Source organism: Glutamicibacter sp. MNS18 (assembly GCF_026107515.2).
Classification (GTDB): domain Bacteria; phylum Actinomycetota; class Actinomycetes; order Actinomycetales; family Micrococcaceae; genus Glutamicibacter.
The window spans coordinates 1-17,007 of record NZ_JAPCHW010000021.1 but is presented as its reverse complement, the minus strand read 5'-3'; the positions used below and the strand labels follow the sequence as shown (position 1 = coordinate 17,007).

The 17,007-nt window shown below is 62.0% G+C and carries 13 protein-coding genes; 8 read left to right on the top strand and 5 right to left on the bottom strand.

The features are described from left to right. Positions 1-241: 241 nt before the first annotated feature. From OK351_RS17285 to OK351_RS17270, 4 genes are all read left to right on the top strand, one after another. Positions 242-2,023, top strand: a complete 1,782-nt coding sequence (locus OK351_RS17285) for an ABC transporter permease (protein ID WP_265161545.1) — start codon at positions 242-244, stop codon at positions 2,021-2,023. An 11-nt stretch (positions 2,024-2,034) separates the two neighbouring features. Beyond that, the gene (locus OK351_RS17280) at positions 2,035-3,174 is read left to right on the top strand and encodes an ABC transporter ATP-binding protein (protein WP_066143244.1); all 1,140 of its coding nucleotides are present in this window, start codon (positions 2,035-2,037) and stop codon (positions 3,172-3,174) included. 54 nt (positions 3,175-3,228) lie between these two features. Further along, complete coding sequence (locus OK351_RS17275; protein ID WP_265161541.1) at positions 3,229-4,374, top strand: ABC transporter substrate-binding protein; 1,146 nt, start codon at positions 3,229-3,231, stop codon at positions 4,372-4,374. An 87-nt stretch (positions 4,375-4,461) separates the two neighbouring features. After that, positions 4,462-5,496, top strand: coding sequence for an MBL fold metallo-hydrolase (locus OK351_RS17270; RefSeq protein ID WP_149597525.1), 1,035 nt, complete (start codon positions 4,462-4,464; stop codon positions 5,494-5,496). Positions 5,497-5,815: 319 nt separating this feature from the next. Here OK351_RS17270 and OK351_RS17265 read toward each other — a convergent pair whose 3' ends face one another. Then, positions 5,816-6,358 carry a hypothetical protein gene (locus OK351_RS17265; protein ID WP_265161536.1) on the bottom strand — a complete coding sequence of 181 codons (543 nt, stop codon included), beginning with the start codon at positions 6,356-6,358 and terminating at the stop codon, positions 5,816-5,818. A 178-nt stretch (positions 6,359-6,536) separates the two neighbouring features. On the opposite strand from OK351_RS17265, the gene OK351_RS17260 reads away from it, so the two are divergent. Then, on the top strand, positions 6,537-6,923 hold the full coding sequence (locus OK351_RS17260) for a nuclear transport factor 2 family protein (protein WP_265161534.1): 387 nt from the start codon (positions 6,537-6,539) through the stop codon (positions 6,921-6,923). A gap of 85 nt (positions 6,924-7,008) precedes the next feature. Here the strand turns inward: OK351_RS17260 and OK351_RS17255 are convergent, their stop codons facing one another. From OK351_RS17255 to OK351_RS17245, 3 genes are read right to left on the bottom strand one after another with little or no spacing between them, the layout of a single operon-like run. Next, positions 7,009-8,154, bottom strand: a complete 1,146-nt coding sequence (locus tag OK351_RS17255) for a flavin reductase (RefSeq protein ID WP_100339286.1) — start codon at positions 8,152-8,154, stop codon at positions 7,009-7,011. Next, positions 8,151-9,581: an MmgE/PrpD family protein gene (locus tag OK351_RS17250; RefSeq protein ID WP_128470989.1), complete on the bottom strand. Its 1,431-nt coding sequence runs from the start codon at positions 9,579-9,581 to the stop codon at positions 8,151-8,153. The genes OK351_RS17255 and OK351_RS17250 overlap by 4 nt, the downstream gene beginning before the upstream one ends. Before the next feature lie 7 nt (positions 9,582-9,588). After that, positions 9,589-11,085 carry a 4-hydroxyphenylacetate 3-hydroxylase N-terminal domain-containing protein gene (locus tag OK351_RS17245; RefSeq protein WP_265161526.1) on the bottom strand — a complete coding sequence of 499 codons (1,497 nt, stop codon included), beginning with the start codon at positions 11,083-11,085 and terminating at the stop codon, positions 9,589-9,591. Between the two features lie 245 nt (positions 11,086-11,330). Here OK351_RS17245 and OK351_RS17240 point away from each other — a divergent pair, with 245 nt between their 5' ends. Both OK351_RS17240 and OK351_RS17235 read left to right on the top strand, forming a co-directional pair. After that, positions 11,331-12,701, top strand: coding sequence for an MFS transporter (locus OK351_RS17240; RefSeq protein ID WP_265161524.1), 1,371 nt, complete (start codon positions 11,331-11,333; stop codon positions 12,699-12,701). A 168-nt stretch (positions 12,702-12,869) separates the two neighbouring features. Then, positions 12,870-14,198, top strand: coding sequence for an NtaA/DmoA family FMN-dependent monooxygenase (locus tag OK351_RS17235; RefSeq protein ID WP_265161522.1), 1,329 nt, complete (start codon positions 12,870-12,872; stop codon positions 14,196-14,198). A gap of 3 nt (positions 14,199-14,201) precedes the next feature. On the opposite strand, the gene OK351_RS17230 is transcribed toward OK351_RS17235, so the two are convergent. After that, positions 14,202-15,167: a LysR family transcriptional regulator gene (locus OK351_RS17230; protein WP_265161520.1), complete on the bottom strand. Its 966-nt coding sequence runs from the start codon at positions 15,165-15,167 to the stop codon at positions 14,202-14,204. Between the two features lie 72 nt (positions 15,168-15,239). Between OK351_RS17230 and OK351_RS17225 the strand changes: the two genes are divergently transcribed. Beyond that, on the top strand, positions 15,240-16,805 hold the full coding sequence (locus tag OK351_RS17225; protein WP_265161518.1) for an FAD-binding oxidoreductase: 1,566 nt from the start codon (positions 15,240-15,242) through the stop codon (positions 16,803-16,805). The last annotated feature ends 202 nt before the right edge of the window (positions 16,806-17,007 follow it).

The window sequence follows — 17,007 nt, the reverse complement described above, 5'->3', positions numbered from 1 at the left end:
AATAAACCACCCGCAGTCACAGCCGTGTGATCACCATCACCGATTGCAGAAACCGGTGCACCGCGGCCAAACTAGAAAATTTTCCTAGTCAGAAAATACATTTATTCCTTGACAGTGCATTAGATCACACGCAATATGTTTATAAGCTTTCGGCCAAACAGCATCTCGGATATTTGTTGCGCTTGCCCGGATAGAAGACATGGGAGTAGAAGTTGTGAGAAAAATTAGGTCGTCCGGGGCATTGCTAGCCCTCTTTCTCTTGTTTATCTGCGCTTTCTTCGGTTACCCGCTGGCAATGCTCGTTTACGGCACTTTCCGCAGCGGACAACCGGGTACCGAAGGCTCGTTCGGCCTCGCCGGCATCGTCGATGCCTACGGGGATCCCGCTACGTGGGAGACTCTGTGGGCCTCGGTCATCTACGCCGTTGCAGTGCAGTCCATTGGCATCATCGGCGGATTCATCTTTGCTTGGATTTCCATGAGAACCAAGACTCCCGCCGGCAAGGCAATCACCCCCGTCATGGTCACCATCTTTGCCATACCGACGCTTTTCTTCGCGATCAGCTGGGGAATGATGACCTCGCCCACTGGTTTGCTGACCCAATTCTTCGGTGTCTCCGCAGACGGCTCGCCACGCTTGGATGCCTACTCCTGGGCAGGTTTGATCATCGTCAGCGGACTGAAGGCAATTTCGGTGATGTACCTATTGCTGCTCGGTCCGGTCCGTGCACTGAACCGTTCCCTCGAAGAAGCCGCACTGCTCTCTGGCGCCAACCGCGTTCGACTCTTCCTGGATGTCAACATCCCGATTCTCCTGCCTACCCTTTCCGGTCTGGCCATCCTCGGGTTCGTTAATTCCTTAGGCCAGCTAGATGTCGCCCTGATCCTCGGAGTTCCAGCGGCAATCTATGTCTTCCCTACTCAGATTTATGATTTCCTGGCAACAACGCCCATCCGCTACGACTCGGCCAGCGCGTTGGCACTGCTGCTGATCGCCGTAATCTACATTCTGGTGGCCATCCGCTCCAAGGCCATCGGCAACCGCAACTTCATCACCGTGACCGGCAAAGCCTTCCGCATTGAGAAAGAAGAGATCGGCCGTTGGAAGTGGGTCGGTTTCAGCCTGTTCACCGGGTACGTCGGCGTCGCACTGGTACTTCCGCTGCTCCAGCTGATCATCGGCTCCTTCCAACCGGTTCTAGGAGTTTCCGGTTTCACGTTCAGGCACTACATCGGACTGTTCGAGTCCTCGAAAGTTGTCCAGGCACTGGAAAATACCTTGATCATGGGTGTTGTCGGCGGGCTTTTCGCAACAATCCTGGCGGTGTTGATTACCTATGTCGCCCTGCGCAGCAAGAGCCGCTGGGCACAGGTGCCAGAACTCATCGTCTGGGCCGTGGTCGCGGTGCCGGGCATCGTCCTCGCCTTGGCCATCACGTGGGCATACCTCAGCATCCCGGGCCTGAAAAGCCTCTATGGCTCGATCTGGATCGTGCTGATTGCGCTGGTCATCGTGGTCACCCCCATCGCGCAGCGCGCCACTTCAGGCCCGGTGGGCCAGTTGGGCGTCGAGCTGGAGGAATCAGCCCGCATCTGCGGCGCTTCCGCGCCGAGGATGCTGCTGACCATCGTGGTGCCGCTGATCGGCCCTACCTTCCTGGCTTCCTGGTTCATCACCGGCGTGATGGCGGCGGGCAGCCTGGATATTCCGATCCTGCTTTCCAGCGCCAAGACAGAAACCGTATCGCTGCTGGTCTACAACTACTACACGCAGTTGGGCAACGGCTCCACTGCCGCAGCGTTGCTGTTGTTGCTGCTGGCCCTGCTCGCGGTCGGTGGCGGTCTTCTCATGGCCATCGGCGCATTGTTCAAGAAGGCCAACGAGCGCAGGACCACCCGCCGCGGACGCCTTGTCGATACCGCAACACCCACCGATACCTTCGATCCAGCACTTTCCAAGGCCCTCGAAGCAGACAACGATCCAACCACCTTGCGTCGAGTCCCGACCTCCGTTTCCAAGTGATAGGAAATTCCATGGCACACGTCAGTATTGAGTCGCTAGAAAAAAAGTACTCGCCCAAAGCGCCAGCTGCAGTGGAATCACTGGACTTGGAAATCAAGGAAGGCGAATTCCTGACCCTGCTCGGCCCCTCCGGCTGCGGCAAAACCACCACCCTGCGCTGCGTCGCGGGCCTGGAACGCCCCACCGGCGGCCGCGTCTCCATCGGAGGCAAGGTCGTGGACGACCCGGCGCACCGCACCCACATCGCGCCGGACAAGCGTGACATCGGCATGGTTTTCCAGAGCTACGCCCTCTGGCCGCACATGTCGGTGGCCTCCAATGTCGCCTACCCGCTGAAGATGCGCAAAATCGGCATCGACGAACGCGCACGCCGCGTCCGCGAAGCACTGGACATGGTGGGCCTGTCAGAATATTCCAGCCGCATGGCCACCGATCTTTCCGGCGGCCAGCAGCAGCGCGTTGCCTTGGCCCGGGCCCTCGTGGCGACCCCTCAGCTGCTGCTCTTCGATGAGCCGCTGTCCAATCTGGATGCCCGATTGCGCCAAGACATGCGTTCGGAATTGCGTGAAATGCACAAGCGCGTCGGCACCACTTCCATCTACGTCACACACGATCAGGAAGAGGCGGTCTCGCTGTCCACCCGAATCGTGCTGCTTAACAAGGGCGCGATCGAGCAGGTCGGCAGCCCGCGCGAAATCTATTGGCACCCGGTCTCCCACTTTGTGGCCGATTTCGTTGGATACGACAACTTCATCGAAGGCACCGTTGTCGGCGCCGACCAATATGGAGTCAAGGTTCTGCTGGAAGGCACCGAAATGCGCCTGGTCTGCCCACCGCGCAATGATGTGCATGAGGGCCAGCGTGTCGATGTCGCTGTCCGTTCCTCCTCGGTCATTCTCGGCCCACCCGCGGCCGACAAGCCGAATGCCTTCGAGGGGCTGATTACCGACGTGATGTACCTAGGCGATGACTTCATCTACGAGCTGCAGCTCGGCCCGCATAAGGTCACCGTTTCCATTCGCACCGCCGAGGTCGCCAACATTTGGCCAACCGGCGCACCGAAAGTCGGCGATACCATCTCCGGCGCCATTTCGCCCGACTCCCTGGCTTGCCTGCCTGCTCTGCATGCCAACGTCCCGGCCATGGCCTGAGACACGACGCAGCCGGGCACCACACCAGCCAAGACGCTATTTTCGACCATCACAATGAAAGGCACCACCATGGGGATCAAGAAGAACAAGGCAACCATCGTTGCAGCCCTGGGACTGTCGTCCCTGCTCCTGCTCAGCGCCTGTGGCGGCAACGACGCCGCCAGCGCTGACGGCCTGGGCGAACGCGAGGGCATCGACACCGTTGAAGCCCTGGGCGGCGAAGAAGCCAAAGCCCAATTTGAAGAACAGTATGCGGCCGCCCTGGAAGCGGGCCAGGAGTCGCTGAACATCTACACTCCGTTGACCGCCACCTGGCCTTCGGTCTTCGAAGCGTTCGGCGAGCGCTTCCCTGGCATCGAGGTTGCGCCGTTGCAGATCGTCGGCGCGGAACTGGATACGAAGATCTCCCAGGAGCAGTCCTCCGGGCAGCGCATTGCAGACATCGTCATCACCGGCGATGTAGGCGCCGTCTCCCTCGCGGACCGCGACTACTTCGAGGAATACCGCCCGGCAAATGCAGAGAAGGTCACCAGCGATCCGCAGTTCTCGCTGGAGAACGGCACCCTGACCGCGGTCTCGGCTTCGCCTCGCGGCCTGATCTACGACACCCGCCAGGATCTGGGCCAGACCCCGGACAGCTGGGATGACCTGCTGGATCCTGCCTACAAGGGCAAGATCACCATGACCGACCCGACCACCGACGGCGGCGGCATGCAGTGGGCCGACCTGGTCTTGAATGCGGACAAGCTGGGCAAGCCATACCTCGAGAAGCTGGCCGCGCAGGATCCGATCTTCTCTTCCAGCACGGCCGAATGCCACAACGCAGTAGTCCAGGGCCGAGCTTATGTCTGCTTGATGGGTGCCATGGGCAACTACCTGACCCTGACCAACGACGGTGCTCCGGTGGAGATCTCCTACCCGGTCGAGGGCGGCAACTGGGCGACTTACTGGTATGCCGGCGTCATCAAGGAAGCTGAGAACAACAAGGCGGCTGAGCTGTTCGTCTCCTGGTTGAATTCCCCAGAAGCCAATGAAGTCAAGGCCAAGGCCGGCCACGGCCCGATCGTGAATGCCGAAGGCCTGGACCTGCCATTTGAAAACCCGGCAGAGGTCCCATTGTTCCCACGTCCTGACCTTGTCGACGTGACCGAGCGCCAGCGCGAAGGACAGAAGGCTGTCAGCAGCGTCTTCAACAAATAAGACCCTGCAACGATGGTGGGCATCGCCTGGCGATGCCCACCATCGTTTTTCCATATCGGATCCCTCCCATAGAAAGCGATCGCGCCGATGAAGAGCGGAATGACAATCCATGCCCTGGGTACAGCGGGCGGACCGCTGCTGCGCCGAGGCATCGCCAACGGCCACCGGCGTGGAATCGCCACTGCCGTGGAGGTCGACGGGCACACCTACCTCATCGACTGCGGCCACGGGGTCGGGCTGGGCCTTGCTGAAGCCGGGCTGGCACCCACCAGCCTGCGCGCCGTATTCATTACCCACCAGCACTCCGACCACGTCATCGATTTGAACTCCCTGATGGTGCTCGGCGGCTTGGCGTTTCGGGGCAAGCCCGATCTGCGGGTGCGCGTGTTCGGTCCCGCAGACCGCGGCGCCTTGCCCGAAGTGCAGCACGCCGACAAGGACGTCGAGGTGATCTTCCCGCAGTCGCCAACCCCTGGGACAGCAGAAATGGTCCAGCGGCTGCTACAGGCACACGCCACCGACCTCAATGACCGCCGCAGGGACTCCGGCGCACCGGATATCTCCAAGATCTTCACTGGGGAGGACATCGAAATTCCTGCCGAGGCCGGCTATCACCCCAACGATGCCAATCACCCGCAGATGCAGCCATTCGAGGTGTATGCCGACGAGCTCGTGAAGGTCACTGCGATTCTGGTACAGCACCGTCCGGTGGCTCCGGCTTTCGCGTTCCGTATCGACAGCGCCTACGGTTCCGTGGTGGTTTCGGGCGACACCGCACCGAGCCAGAACTTGGTACGGCTGGCCGAGCACTGTGACTTGCTATTCCATGAAGCCATCGATCTCGAAGCTGTGGCGCGCAGCTACCCGAACGCCACCCCGGCAGAGCTCGAGGCCAGCATGGGACATCATCGGCGGGCGCACACGACACCGCAGGATGCAGGCGCCATCGCACAGCAGGCAAACGCCGCAAACCTTGCGCTGCACCATTTGGTCCCTGCTGGTTCGCCTGCCGAAACATGGCAAGGCGCCAAGGAGCAATTTGGTGGAAACCTGTTCGTTCCGTGCGATGGCGACAGCTTCGAGATCAATGCAGGGGTGGTGTCCCATCACGAGAACGGATAGCACGATGCGAACCTCGAAGCAGCCTTCGAGTCGGTCGAACATGCCGGCAAATCCTTGGTGCAGGCCGCAGGTGATGCTAGGCTCGCAGGAACAAGTTTCACCCGTGGAAGGTTCATAATGAGTTCAGCTATCAGTTATCTGACCGGCGGATTCCTGGTAGCACTGCTAGTCTCCCTGAACATGACTTGGACCCAGTACCTTCCGGCCTTGATTGGAATTGCGGCCGTAGTCTTCAGTCTCCTCGGACTGGCCGCCTGCGTTTTCTACGCAACTCGTGTGACTCCGAAGGCTAGCCAATAACCGGATTGCGCGGCTCGCGCTAGCCGTTCGGCTTCGCCCGTTCCTTTTCTATAGCGTGGACGTTGGAGACCGTGTCCGGTGCAAAGGCATAGAGCGCGCCATCTGCCTGATGCACCCAGAAGCGTCCGCACAGGTCAGTTGTCTTGTCCTGGCCATCGGCTGGCCACCAGTCGGCATCCAAGGTGCGGGTTTCTGAGATCTCATCAGGCTTGAAGTTCTTGGTGCGCGGATCTGAAGCGTAGGCCTTTGCCAGTTCCGCAGCGGTTGGATCTCCTGCCGTTTTCAGCGCCGTGCATTGCCCGCTATCCAGCTTGCCGTCGTATTTCATCGTGAAGATGCGTTCGGCACCGGTGTTGCGCTGGACCAGTTGCACATCGGTGCCGCCGGCTGGAACCCAATCGGGCAGCAGCCCATCGGCAACGGCCTGCGCCGACGTTTCGGCAGTTCGCGTGGTGGATTCATCGTACTTGTCGGCAAAGAGGTCAGAAGCGCTGCATCCAGTGAGCAGCAGGGCAAAGGGAAGGGCGAGCGCGCCGGCAGAGAGATACTTTTTCTTGAGCATGATTACAGCGTAGAAAGATCAGCAGCCCTGGACATCAGCGATGCGAGGTAACTGTCCTGCGCCCTGCTCATCCCCTCGTCTGAGGGATTCACGCCATGGCCTCAACCCGAAACCACGATTCGCTGCCTGCACGTGGCGAATCACCTGCAAATTGAACCCTATTAAGGAGCTGACACCAATGAGCACTTTCGATCCGGCGAAACTGGAAGCGCAGCTGCGCGAAGCCGAAGGCCAACGGCTCTCGGCCATGCTGGCAGGCGACCTCGAAACCTTGGAGACCCTGCTGGATCCTGAACTGCAGTACACCCATTCCACGGGTCGGGTCGATAACCGCGACTCGTTGCTGGAACTGCTGGGTTCCGGGGCCGTCGAATATTTGGCGCTCAACCACGACTTCGATTCGATCACCCAGGAAGGCGAGGTGGCGGTGGTCGAAGGCACCATGACGATGCGTCTGGTTTCGGGCGGCGTTGAGAAGCAGCTGGAAACTGCCAATCGCACGGTGTGGGCCTGCACCGATGGACAGTGGAAACTGCGGCTCTTTGTTGGGTCCAAAACCGCATAGGGCGCCTGCGCAAGGAATTAAACGTCAGCGGCGGCACGCTGGATGATTCCAGCGTGCCGCCGCTGACGTTGGTGCTGCCCGGGTCCTAGACCTGGCCGCCATGGCGTGCCACGACTTCACGCGCCAGGGTCTTGCCGAACTCGGTGTGGGCTGCCAGTGCTGCCTGGGCTGCTGGCGCATCGCCTGCGGCCAGCGCTTCGGTCAGCTCTGCGACGTGGCGGTGATCCAGCTGGCGCGACCACTGTTCAGGGGTCAGGGCCTGGCGCCACACGGTGCCGATTCCCAGACGGCGGAAGGAATCCACCAGCTGGCTGGAACCTGCAACGCCGACTAGTGCATCGTGGTAGGCCACGTTCAAAGCCAAGAACTCTTCCAGGTCGGATTCCGAGGTCTCGCGCAGGTCAGCCAGCTTCGCGGTAATCTCGCGCAGGGTGGAGATAGTCTCCTCGGAGATCTTGCCCAGCTGCGAGGCGATCACACCGGATTCGATGGTGGCACGCGAGTCATAGGCCGAGTCGGTCAGCTCTGCGGTAATCGGCTTCGGCTGGTACTTTCCGGTTTCGGTGCGGAAGACCAGGTGCTCGCTTTCCAGCTTCACCAGGGCGTTGGCCACATGATCGGCTTCGGCACGGGAAGCCGCGGCGATGGCATCGATGTCGAGGTCTTCGCCCAGCGGGCTGGTGCGCAGCAGCACCCAGTTGCGGGTGGCCTGGTAGGCGGCCAGTTCCTTGGTTGGCTCCAGGCGCCCCATGGTTCCGCGGTAGTAGGCCAGCGGTTCGCGGTCATGCGCTTCAGCGTGGCTGACCAAGCCGAGGAACACCGTGTGGGTACCCCCGGTCGGGGTTTCTGCCACATGGCACACGATCGTGGCCAAGGCGCCGTCGATCAGCGGGATGCCTTCCTCGGAGAGGGTATGCGGCACGGTGGCGAACTTGTCCTCGCCCTTGCGGCCGAAGTGGAAGGCCAGCGCCCCCTGGTCCTCGGCCAGGATGTTGATGCCGAAGACGCCGGCTTCCACCACCCGGTCGTGGGTTGAGCTGGAGCGGTTCAGGCAGGCGAGCATCATGGGCGGTTCCATCGACAGCGAGGACACGGCCGAAGCGGTGGTGCCGTAAAGCTGGCCGTCCACAGCGGTGGTGATCACCGTGACGCCGGAGGCGAAGTGCCCCACGACATTGCGGAAGATATTCATGTCTACCGGGGTGACCGATTCAAGGTTGGTGATGCTCATGAGAGTTGCTCCTGGTAATTCGGGGTGAAGTTTTTAGAAGGATCCAGCGTTGCGATCAGTTCACTGACATCGCGGGCGCTGGAGAGGTGTTCGAGCTGGTGCAGCAACGCGTCTTTGCGTGCTGCCAGCTCAGGATGCGAGAACTCGAGATTCTTCGAGAACTTCTCAACGACCTGGTCATGCTCCAGGGGCGTGCGCAGGATGTTTCCGTCCGGATGTTCCACGCGCACGTGGCGTATTTCGCCGTTGCGCAGCCGTGCGGTGATTTCAGCGGTCAGGCGCTGGCTGTTGGGCAGCGAGGCCACCAGCTCGATCCGTCCGAGCATCTGCGCCAGTTCCGGATCGGCCAGCGCGCTGGCGGTCAGGTGCTCCGGGCGGACGGTTCCGTGGATCAGGGCGATCGCCGCGGTGGCATGCACCGAGAACAGCGCGGCCACGGTGCGGGTGTCCCCCGCCGCGAAGCGCGCCCCCACGAATCCGTTCAGGGTCCGCTCGCTCAGGTGGACGGTGAGGCATTCGATGTCCTTGTAGTCCACCGTGCCTTCGGCCACCAGTTCTGCGCAGGCCTGCAGCGATGGCTGCGCTGCCCGGCAGCTGGCGTACGGCTTGATGGTGCAGTCGCCGTGGAAGCTTTCGCCCAGACCTTGAACTGCCAGTTCCGGCTGCGCGTCGATGCCGAACAGCTGGAAGTAGCCGTGCTTGCCGGTCAGCGGGTCAGCGGCTGATTCCAGGCCGGCCTTGGCCAGCTGCGCGGCGGCGATTCCGGATCGCGCGGCGAAGGCCATGGGCAGCTTGAAGCTGTTGGCGCCATCGAAGATGGCGGCCACGTTGCCCGCGGCCTGGTTCACCGCGATGCCTGTTGCATGCCGCGCCTGGGCCTTGGTCAGCCCGAGCATTCGGCTGGCGATGAACGCGGCGGCCAGGGTATTGAGCGTACCGGTATTGTCCTGCCCCGAGTACACATCGAAGCCGCCGGCGATGGCCAAGCGGGCTGCCAGGTCATCACCCAGCGCCAGCGCGGCCAAGGTTTCTTCGCCGCTCGCCCCGGTCGTTTCGGCCAGGGCCAGCACGACGGCCACGGTGGTGCCGGAAATATGGGCTGCCACCTGCTTGCCGGCTGGGCCTTCGGCTTCCACCGGCTCGAAGTCGAAGGACCGGATCAAGGCAGCATTCACGAAGGCCGCCGAGGTGGCCGGAAGCTTGATTCCGGTCCCCAGCACGGTGGCTTCTTCACCGCTGCCCCAGGCTTTGGCTACCTCGATGAGGCCCGCCGCATCATCGGCACGGTGGCCTGCTACCCCGACTCCCACGGAGTCGAGCAGGCGCTGGTTCACACGCTGGATCGTTTCCTCCGGCAGCTGGGCGTACTGGGTTTCCAGCAGGTGCTCCAGCAGCGCATCGAGCACATCGGGCGTCGGGTTAGCCATGATTTCCTCAGGCGCGCGTTGCCGCGGCGTCGAGGTCCAGTCCGGACTGCTCTGCCAGAACCGGGTCGATGCCCAACTCCGCGAACATCGCCTCGAAGGCACCGGTTTCGCCCTTCATCTGGGCCTTGCGGTGGTCCAGGCCGCGGGCACGGCCCACCGAGCCCAGGTAGAAGCGCTCGTAGAGCTCGATGCGGCTGCCCAGCGCGGATCCGGCGAAGTCCCACGCGGTGCGGAAGATCTTGGCGCGTTCCTCCGGCGCAATGCCGTTGGCCCCTGGCAGGTACTTCTTCAGCAGTGGGCCCAGGCGAGGATCCTCGAAGGCGGACGCGGTCGGGGTGGCCAGCAGGTTGTGCGAGCCCATCGACTTGATGATGTCGTTCACGCGTGCCATCCAGATTGGCATCATGGTGCGCAGCGCGGAGATGTCATCGTGGCAGAAGAACGCTCCGCCGCCCCATTCCGAGGCGTTGACCTCGGCCGAGTGGATCACGGCGCGGGCGATGCGCAGGTAGGAGTAGATTTCTCCGAGCATCGCAGCGGTGTCCGGCTTGGTATCGGTGGCGGTGACCTTGGCCATCTGCACGCACAGGTCATAAGCGAATTCGAGCTTCACCGATGCGCGGATGGCGGTCTGCTGCTGGGTGTTTCCGGTGGCGGTGCCGGCATTCAGGGAGTTGTAGACATCCAGCTGGCCGTCGATGAAGACGCGGTCCCACGGAACCAGCACGTCGTCGAAGATGATGACCGCATCCTGCTCGTCGAAGCGCGAGGAGAATGGCTTGTCCACCACTGGCTGGTCCACGCCGTAGTGGTCGCGGCATACCGAAACCACGCCCTTGGTGGCGACCGGGATGGCGAAGGACAGCGCGTATTCCTCGAAGCCCTTCTGGATCGGCACGGCCGGGTAGACGTAGAGCTCGTCGGCGATGGGGCCCAGGGTGGCGAGCATCTTCGCGCCGCGCACGATCAGGCCTTCTTCGGTGCGGTCCACCACGCGCAGGGTCAGTTCTTCATTGATGCCCTGCAGTTCGCCGACCGACTTGTCGATGGCAGCGTGCACGATGGTGTGGGTCAGGGCCAGGTCCTGTTCCTGGACCAGGCGCCAGTAGTTCTGCAGGCGCTCGTAGTAGACCGGGTCCCCGGACTTGGCGAAGATGTCCGGACGCGAGGCGTGGCCGGCCAGCACGACGTTGACGTAGTCCGGGGTGCGGCCGAGCATGCCGTTGGAGTAGCGGGCCAGGCGGTCGAAGGCGCGGTGGCGGCGGGCGATGTCTTCTGCGTTCTTCGGACGAAGCAGCGAGACGTTATGCTGCTCGCCGGTCTCTTCATCGACCATCAGGCAGTCATCGGCATACTTGTGCTGGTAGTCGAAGTAGGCTGCCATGCCGTTGATCGAGCCGGCAAAGGCCGGGTGCTCGGTAACGTCAATGCGCTGATCTCCCAGCCAGACCTCGCGGGAATCCTTGAGCCCTGCCAGGTACTGCTCTCCAGTGCGTGCACTCATCTTTGCTGCTCCTTATCGGGCGTCCCGCCAGGCGGGTTCAAAAATATATTCTGTGCATCAGTTTATATAACTCATGTGACCCAGATCAAGCCATCGGTTAAAGAATTTTTCTAAAACCCCTGAATCCCGCGGTTTTGACCCACTCAAGAAAATATTATTCGTCTTAAAATGCGTAAAATTGGACAGCGCGAGTGAAATAAACCACTATGCTTTAAGTCACATCAGCGAAAAGGAAGGGTTCTCCAGTGTCCTCGTCACAGCAGAACCGCCCAGCAAAGGCAACGGAGCCCAGCGACTCCCTCAACACCAAGGATTTGCGCCGCATTCTCGGTTCCAGCTTCTTGGGCAGCGTCATCGAGTACTACGACTTCATCTTGTACGCCACTGCGGCGTCGCTGATTTTCGACAAGGTCTTCTTCGGCAACCTGACCCCCGGCTTGGCGCTCTTCGCCTCCTTCGGCACCTTGGCTGTCGGATACATCGCCCGCCCGCTGGGCGGCATTGTCTTCGGCCACTTCGGCGACCGCTTGGGACGCAAGAAGATGCTGGTGCTTTCCATGATGATGATGGGCGTAGCCACCGTTGCCATTGGCCTGCTGCCAACGACCGCAACCATTGGCGTGGCCGCCCCGATCATCCTGGTCCTGCTGCGCGTGGTCCAGGGCGTCGCGGTCGGCGGCGAATGGGGAGGCGCCACACTGATGGCACTGGAACATGCGCCAGCTTCCAAGCGCGGTTTCGCGGCATCCTTCGCGAATGCCGGCGCCCCGGCCGGCGGCCTGCTGGCCACCTTCCTGGTCTCCTTCGTCTCCTTCTCCACCGGCGATGCCTTCCTGGAATGGGGCTGGCGCCTTCCGTTCATCTTCTCGGCAGTGCTGATCATCATCGGCATGGTCATCCGCCTGAAGGTGGCAGAAACCCCGATTTTCCAGGAAATGGATGCGAAAGCGACCGAGCGCCAGCAGGAACGCAAGACCCCGATTTCACTGGTGCTGAAGAACCACTCACGCACGGTCATCATTACCCTGATCGCTTCGCTGGGCTTCTACACCTGCCAGGGCGTCTTGACATCATGGGGCGTTTCCGAAGCCGCCGCCCAGGGAGTGGACCGCTCCTTCGTGCTGAACACCAAGGGCTACGCTGCCATGGTCACCATCGTGGTCTGCCTCTTGGCCGCCAAGCTCTCTGACAAGTACGGCCGCAAGACCATCCTGACCATCGGCGGCATCGCCGGCATCCTGTGGGCCTTCCCAGCAGTCTTCCTGATGAGCAACGGCACCGGCTGGGGCTTCGCCGTGGCAGTGATCGTCGGCAACGGTGTCATCCAGGGCATTCTCGCTGGCCCGATTGGCGCCTACATCTCCGAGCTGTTCCCGGCCAATGTCCGCTACACCGGCGCGTCGCTGGCCTACCAGGGCTCCTCGACCCTTGGCGCCGGCTTCACCCCGATGATTTGCACCGCGCTGGCCGTCAGCTTCGGCATTACCGCAGTTGGCATCTTCTGGGTGGCAATCCTGTTCATCGGACTGATCGCCATCCGCATCAGCCCTGAAGGCGCCGCCTTGCCGCCGAAGAATGCAGCGTCGGCACCGGCCGAAGCAAAGCTGAACGCCTAAACCCCAGCCTCGGTCCGCGTGCCCTTCGGTACGCGGACCAGCTTTTGACATCAAACATCAATTTTTCTGAACACTATGGAATAAAAGTTCTCTATTTACTACTTTAGGGACTCTTGAAAACATGGTTTCAGCGCTTCCCCTCGCATTCGCAGGAAAGGATGAGTTTCAATGACTCCCAAAAACCCCCAGCACATGGTGCTCACGACCTTCATGCTCCCAGCCGGCTACCACAAGGACTCGTGGCGCATGGATGGCTCGCGCTCCGAAGAGCTGGCCAACCTGGAATTCGTCTACGACCTGACCAAGATGGCTGAAGATGCCAAGCTGGATGCCATCTTCTTTGGCGACATCGTCCATGCCAACACCGTGATGCGCGGCGACATCAAGATGAACGGCTTCTATGAGCCAATCTCGGTGCTGTCCGCACTGGCCGCACGCACCAAGAACATCGGCCTGATCGGCACCGTCTCCACCTCGTTCTCGGAGCCATACAACCTGGCTCGCCAGATGGCCGGCCTGGACCACATGTCAGGTGGGCGCGCAGGCTGGAACATCGTGACAAGCTCCGATGGCTTCCAGAACTTCGGCATGGACAGCGCTCCGGATCCGGTCACCCGCTACCGCCGTGCCACCGAGTTCGTCGAGGTAGCCAACAAGCTGTGGGATTCATGGGAAGATGACGCCGTCACCAACGACAAGGAATCGGCCTGGTACGTCGATACCGATAAGATCCATCCGATCAACCACGAAGGCGAATTCTTCAAGGTTCAGGGCCCGATCAACATGCCGCGCAGCCCGCAGGGCCGTCCGGTGCTGGTCCAGGCAGGATCCTCGGGCCCGGGCATGGAGCTGGGTTCCTCGGTGGCCGACGGCATCTACACCGCGCAGCCGCTGAAGGAGCCTTCGGTCGAGTTCTACGCGAAGTTCAAGGCCATGGCCGCGGCCAAGGGCCGCAACCCCAATGATGTGAAGATCATCCCGGGCATCCTGCCGATCCTCGGCGACACCCAGGCTGAAGCAGATGAGCTGGCCGAAGAGCTGGCCAACCACATCCACTTGGAGAACGGCCGCGTGCAGGTTGGCGCCGATCTGAAGATGGACCTGTCCTCGCTGGACTTCAACGAGAAGATTCCTGCCGAATGGTTCTCCGATGACCCGGCTCTGGGTTCGCGCTACCAGATCTACCGCCGCAAGTCGGTGGACCAGGGCATGACCCTGCGCGAGCTGATCGTCGACCTGGCCCGCTCCACCGGCCACCAGTGGATGGCCGGCACCGCCTCGGCAGTGGCCGACCGCATGATCGACTGGTTCGATTCCAAGGCCTGCGACGGCTTCAACCTGAACGCCCCGTTCAACCCGGGTGGCTTCAAGCTGATCTGCGACAAGCTGGTCCCGGAACTGCAGAACCGCGGCTACTTCCGCACCGAGTACGAGGGCACCACCCTGCGGGACAACTTCGGTTTGTCCTACCCGTCCTCGATCCGCTCGCGCGTCTAGCCGCTAGCCGCGCCGGCCTGCATTCTCGAAGAGCTCCGCGGCCACTTCCACCCAGGCTTGGGCACGGGAGTTCAGCCGCGAAGTGCGGGGCCAAGCCACCGAAACTGGAACGACCGCAATATTTCCGTCGTCGAGCTTCAGCGGCTTGAGCACCACATTCAGTTCTTCATAGGGCGCTTCCAGGGCCGGCTGCTGGAACAGCACCGCCACACCGCGGCCGGTGCTGACCAGCGAGCGGACGGTTGCATAGGAACGCGAGCGGTGCCGGATCATCGGCTCCAGCCCGCTGCCCTGGTACAGGCCGAGGATGCGCTGGGTGATCGGCTCGGATTCGAAGAGGACCAGCGGTTCCTCGGAGATTTCACGAAGCGACACCGAGGGGTTGCCCGCCAGCGGATGACCCGAAGGCAGCAGTATCTGCGCTTCGGCCATCGCCACGGTGGCCGAACGCAGGGCCGTGGAGATCTCCGATCCGTAGAGGAAGGCGACGTCGATGGAACCATCGAGCAGCGCGTCCTGCATTTCCTGGTGGAATCCCTCCAGGAAATCGACTTCCACCTTGGGGCACTGCTGGGCGAAGGCGCTGAGCATCGGAGGAATGATGACCGGCCCCAGAGGCATGAAGCAGCCAACGGTCAGCGGGCCGGCCAGCTCCTCGCGGGTACCCTGGCCCATGGTCTGCAGATCATGGGCCCGGTCGAGCAGTTCGCGGGCCTGGAGCAGCACCATCTTGCCGCTCGCGGTCAGCGTCAGCCCCTTGGCCCTGCGCTTGACCGCCAGCTCGGCACCGACGATTCGTTCCAGCTCCGCGATGGACATGGAGATGGCCGAGGGCGCCAGGTGCAGCCGCCGGGCGGCTTCGGCCATGGTTCCCGCTTCGGCGGCGACAACGAAATGCCAGAGCTGGCGCAAGGTCAGCTGAGGGTGGGACACAAGACTCATGGCATCAAGCTTATTGATGATGGCCATGAGCAACGCAAGATTTCTAGATTAAGACAATGAGGCCGCGGCACCTGCCAACGGCCAGTGGAAGGGTGAATCATGGATCGTCGTGAAGAGTTTCTCCGGGCAGCCAAGGAAATCGTGGGCGCGGAGAACGTTGTTTCCCTGGGTGATTCCGAGGGGTATCTGGATCCCTACCCGCTGAACCCGGGCCGCACCCCCTGGCCCGGCGTTCGTCCGGCCAACACCGAAGAAGTACAGGCCATCGTCAAATTGGCCACCGAGCACGAGGTTCCGCTGTGGACCTTCTCCTGCGGCAAGAACCTGGGCTACGGCGGCCCGGAACCGCGCGATACCGGCATGGTGGCGCTGGACCTGAGCCGCATGAAGCGCATCATCACCGTCGATGACCGCCTGTGCTACGCCGTGGTGGAACCCGGCGTCACCTTCTTCGAGCTCTTCGAATACATCAAGGAACGCGGCCTGAAGGTGTGGATGTCGGTGCCGGCCCTGGGCTGGGGTTCGGTGATGGGCAACATGCTCGACCGCGGCTACGGCATGACCCCGCTGGGCGACCACGTGAAGTCCCTGTGCGGCATGGAAGTTGTCCTGCCCGACGGCGACCTGGTCCGCACCGGCATGGGCGCGATGGACGGCACCGAGCTGGGCCCGATCTTCCAGGGCGGCTTCGGTCCGACGCTGGACGGGCTGTTCACCCAGTCCAACTACGGTGTTGTCACCCAGGTCGGCCTGTGGCTGATGCCGGCGCCGCACACCTACGTCAACGGCGACATCTTCGTCGACGATGAAGCGCACCTGCCGCAGCTGATCGATATCCTCACCACCCTGCGCCGCGAGGAGATCATCCAGAACAATGCGCTGTGCGGCAACGTTGTTCGCGCGGCGACCATGCGCGGGTCCCGTGCCGATTTCTGGGATGGCGAAGGGTCGATCCCCGACTGGCGGCTGGAAGAAATGCGCCAGGAATTCGGCGTTGGCCAGTGGAACTGCAAGTTCGCCTTCTACGGCGACCGCGAGCTGTGCGAACGCCGGTTGCAGATCGTCAAGGACCGGATCAGCGCCATCCCCGGCGCCCGCGTCGACGCCCGTTTCTACTCGGGCGAAGAGGGCCTGGCCTTGCAGCATGATGACATCGCCGCCCTCGACCGCACCCAGATGGCTGGAGTTCCGACCTTGAAGCCGTTGTCCACCGTGGGGTGGGCTGCCGAAAACGGCGGGCACATCGACGCGGCCCCGATCATCCCGGCCCGTGGTGAACTGGTGGCCGAGTTCTACCAGGAAGCCAAGAAGCTCTACGAGAAGCACGGATTCGATCTGTACATCGGTTACCACCTGTACCCGCGCCATATGGTCCACGTGACGATGATCTTCTTCGAGCGCGGCAATGAGGAGATGCTCCAGCGCGCACGCGCCCTGTACTCCGAGCTGCTCGATGCCGCCCGGGCCCGCGGCTACGCACCGTACCGCAGCCATGTGGACTACATGGACCGCATTGCCGATGGCTTCGACTTCAATGACAACGCGGCACGTCGCCTGCAGGAGAAGATCAAGGACGCTTTGGACCCAGCCGGCATCCTCTCCCCAGGCAAGCAGGGCGTCTGGCCGCAGCGCTTCCGCGCCGGGCGCACCAGCGCGCAGGCCTAAACGAAGCGAAATCTAGCTCGAAAGCGTGTGGGCCTATCGCCAGCATTTGATGGTGAAAGACCCACACGCGTTTGTCTTTAAGCGGCTCTTCAGGATTGAGAGTGTAATCGCGGTCTAAACCCGCCAGTCTCCAGCAACGACCGTGCGATATAGTGCGTCAGATTCTTGAACCCCAACGCGATACCCCGCAAATGCTCTAACC

What these genes read in the sequence shown, in the direction of transcription:
- OK351_RS17280 (WP_066143244.1), top strand. Translation starts at nt 2,035, where the DNA reads ATGGCACACGTCAGTATTGAGTCGCTAGAAAAAAAGTACTCGCCCAAA.
- OK351_RS17275 (WP_265161541.1), top strand. Translation starts at nt 3,229, where the DNA reads ATGAAAGGCACCACCATGGGGATCAAGAAGAACAAGGCAACCATCGTT.
- OK351_RS17270 (WP_149597525.1), top strand. Translation starts at nt 4,462, where the DNA reads ATGAAGAGCGGAATGACAATCCATGCCCTGGGTACAGCGGGCGGACCG.
- OK351_RS17265 (WP_265161536.1), bottom strand. Translation starts at nt 6,358, where the DNA reads ATGCTCAAGAAAAAGTATCTCTCTGCCGGCGCGCTCGCCCTTCCCTTT.
- OK351_RS17260 (WP_265161534.1), top strand. Translation starts at nt 6,537, where the DNA reads ATGAGCACTTTCGATCCGGCGAAACTGGAAGCGCAGCTGCGCGAAGCC.
- OK351_RS17255 (WP_100339286.1), bottom strand. Translation starts at nt 8,154, where the DNA reads ATGAGCATCACCAACCTTGAATCGGTCACCCCGGTAGACATGAATATC.
- OK351_RS17250 (WP_128470989.1), bottom strand. Translation starts at nt 9,581, where the DNA reads ATGGCTAACCCGACGCCCGATGTGCTCGATGCGCTGCTGGAGCACCTG.
- OK351_RS17245 (WP_265161526.1), bottom strand. Translation starts at nt 11,085, where the DNA reads ATGAGTGCACGCACTGGAGAGCAGTACCTGGCAGGGCTCAAGGATTCC.
- OK351_RS17235 (WP_265161522.1), top strand. Translation starts at nt 12,870, where the DNA reads ATGACTCCCAAAAACCCCCAGCACATGGTGCTCACGACCTTCATGCTC.
- OK351_RS17230 (WP_265161520.1), bottom strand. Translation starts at nt 15,167, where the DNA reads ATGGCCATCATCAATAAGCTTGATGCCATGAGTCTTGTGTCCCACCCT.
- OK351_RS17225 (WP_265161518.1), top strand. Translation starts at nt 15,240, where the DNA reads ATGGATCGTCGTGAAGAGTTTCTCCGGGCAGCCAAGGAAATCGTGGGC.